This is a genomic window from Paraclostridium sp., assembly GCF_051657365.1.
Taxonomy (GTDB): domain Bacteria; phylum Bacillota; class Clostridia; order Peptostreptococcales; family Peptostreptococcaceae; genus Paraclostridium.
Genome location: NZ_JBOFKN010000209.1, coordinates 1 through 2,802, shown reverse-complemented (window position 1 = coordinate 2,802; position 2,802 = coordinate 1). Strand labels below are relative to the sequence as shown.

At 38.7% G+C, this 2,802-nt stretch carries 2 protein-coding genes; both read right to left on the bottom strand.

From position 1 onward, the window contains the following. Positions 1-170: 170 nt before the first annotated feature. Complete coding sequence (locus tag ACRCYC_RS16205; RefSeq protein WP_438620140.1) at positions 171-695, bottom strand: DUF6985 domain-containing protein; 525 nt, start codon at positions 693-695, stop codon at positions 171-173. 369 nt (positions 696-1,064) lie between these two features. Next, the gene (locus ACRCYC_RS16200) at positions 1,065-2,345 is read right to left on the bottom strand and encodes a hypothetical protein (protein WP_438620139.1); all 1,281 of its coding nucleotides are present in this window, start codon (positions 2,343-2,345) and stop codon (positions 1,065-1,067) included. Positions 2,346-2,802 lie beyond the last annotated feature (457 nt).

Below are 2,802 nucleotides of genomic sequence, written 5' to 3'. Positions count from 1 at the left end.
TAACTAAATGTTATCAGGAAAGGCATTTAACTAATATTTTAGGCGAATGCGGAAGTTATACTATTGCCGTGGCAGGGTATTGCAGCGAATAGCGAATTATTGTTACCTTTGTATTTTCAGCTGATTTGATGCGTGCAATAAATCAGCTTGGAAATGTGCACTTGTTATGCCTAGCAGTATATGACATTTTCTAGCTTATCGTTTCCATATGCATCAGAATTTGTAAGGTGACCGTTAAATGGCCCGACTTTATTTATATATAGTCCTTGTTTGAATACTATCTGTAACCCATGTTCTTGTTCCCAGTCACAGGAGCATGCCAATGAGATGTAAACTAACTCATCTCCATGTGGGCGACGCGATACCATTGGGTTGTAGCCAAATTTAATATGTTTCCAAACATCATTAGGGCTTGCTATCTCAACATACCACTCGTCGTCTGGAGTGAGCTGTACAAATATATCACTATAGTATTGGTATATATAATCTTGTGCTTGTCTAAGCACAGAATAGTCGAGTGATAAAAAATTTTCTATCGCTTCGTGAAACTCATCTTTTGCTCTATCTTCTTCATACTCCTCCAAGATAAACTCGAATTGCTCGCCACCAAGAACATTGACGGTAATTGGCTTGCTGCGTAGAAAATCATCGAAATCATCTATTTCTAGTTCACCCAAAATCGGGATTTCAAGCATTTTCGATTCCTAAAAAAGCACAACATATTCACTTTCCATATAGTATCGCTAGATGCACTCTGCGTCACCTGATGTAACGAGCTGTAGTATGCTTTGTAATGATTTTAACTGTCGAGGTAGAGTTAGCGCATGTTTTGGGGCAGCAAAACACATTGCTGTGCAAGCATCGGGTTCCTTGATAACAAGAAGCTCAAGCAGGGACATTTTGAAATGGGCATTCACTACGTGAATTTTATGCCCATTTCAAACCGCTGCGCACGCAGGCGTGCTACGCTATGCCCCTTAGCTAAATGTTATCTTTTTTTTAGAATGAACAATTGATATGTTCTAAGCATTAAGTTAGCCGCAGTTTTACTACGGCATTATTTGCTAACCATCGACTTTTTTGTTATCAATTCCGCTATCTTCTGTTGAAACTACTTTCAGGTTTCTTGATTTCGGATTTAAAGAATTGCTTGCTAATTCGTTAATTTGTGCAACAAAGCCAGGAACAACTTTAATTGCTTGCTTTACTAAATCTGATGATGCGAGTTCATGCCATGGACTGCCATGAGTTGTATTTTCAACCAGTCTGAGTGGAAGTTCATCCAATCGTGTAAGTGCTGACTCTAGTAAACGCGCTTCCATATCTTTGTCGAAACGTGCGGCTTCACGCCTGAAACCTTCGTAAGCCTGTGAAATTGATGCTTTGAATGCATAATCTTCTGAGAGTCTAAATCTCTGTCCAATCTGTTTTGTTGATAACCAAGCAAACCAGATTGGTGCACCAACGGATAGAATAGATAAAATAATATTTAGAGTAATAATTGAGGCTGATGCATCAGTAGTCTTAAATAACTCAGATAGATTCCTTAGTTGTGATGAACCAAAGTAACTACCAAGGCTAAGTGCTGTAGCTAGACCTGCGACCCAAAACCACATTGATTTAGATAATGAGTTTGATCGTTTAGAGAATGCCGCCGCAAGACCAACACTTGTTGCTGCAGAATATGCTGTTTCACAACGTTCAAGAACTGATTCAGCTTCTTTGGCATTAGTATTAAGCTGTTCTTCAATTTTAGTTGCTATGCTTGAGATTTCTGTGAGCATTGCTTTGTCGTTTTCCGATGCAGCTAGTAGTGACTGGATGGTCTGTCTAGCTTCGGACAATGACTCTAAGTCGGTAGGTAGTTGTTCTGCTGCTGTGTATGCTTTTTCGATTCGGTCAACCATAGTCATGATATCTTGAGTTCTGGGATCTAACCCATTGATTCTAGATTCCATGCTACGAACTTGAGTGCCGATTCTTTTTAGTCTACTAGATGTATCACGTATTAAATCATTTACTAGTACAGGTTTTAGTGCTTTCTCTAATCCTTGAATAGTGAACATGAATGCGGGCAATGCTTGTCCAGCGTTTCCCCAGATCTGAGAAATAGTATAATTGCATAAGTGATCTAAACGTCGTATGTAGTCTGTCAATCTAGCTTCATGTGTTCCGAGATCATCACCTCCTTTATCGTTTATTAGCTCGATGATTGATTCAACATACTCAATTAGTTCTGAACGAGTAATTGCTGGAAATGACCAATTATTGTGAGCGTTCCCAAAAGGTTCATCATTCGGAATGGCAGATGCAAGTTGGGATTTAACCACATCCAATCTATTCACTAGTCTTGACAGCGTATCATGCATTCAAAAATCCTTATTGGTAGGTTGTGTTGCGGATATCATTATTAAATTTTGTGACATCTATAATACTTGATGTTGATGATGAATCAAGATGTCTTGTTTCTGGTTGAATACGAATGTGGTAGATGCAGTGAAATTAATTTCAGATGCAGAAGATAACAAAAAGTTGAAGCAGGGACATTTTGAAATGGGCATTCGCTACGCGAACTTTATGCCCATTTCAAACCGCTGCGCACGCAAGCGTGCTGCGCTATGCCCCTTAACTAAATGTTATCAGGAGTGGTTTTGAACTAAGAGTGTAGGTGAGTGCCAGAATGGTAATGTGCATTTATTAACTGAAATCGTTCAGCATTAATAAATCGTGTTTCAGATGAAGATAAAATTTTTTAATTATATTTTCTGCATGTCTTTTCTTTCTTCTTGGCACTCATATGAT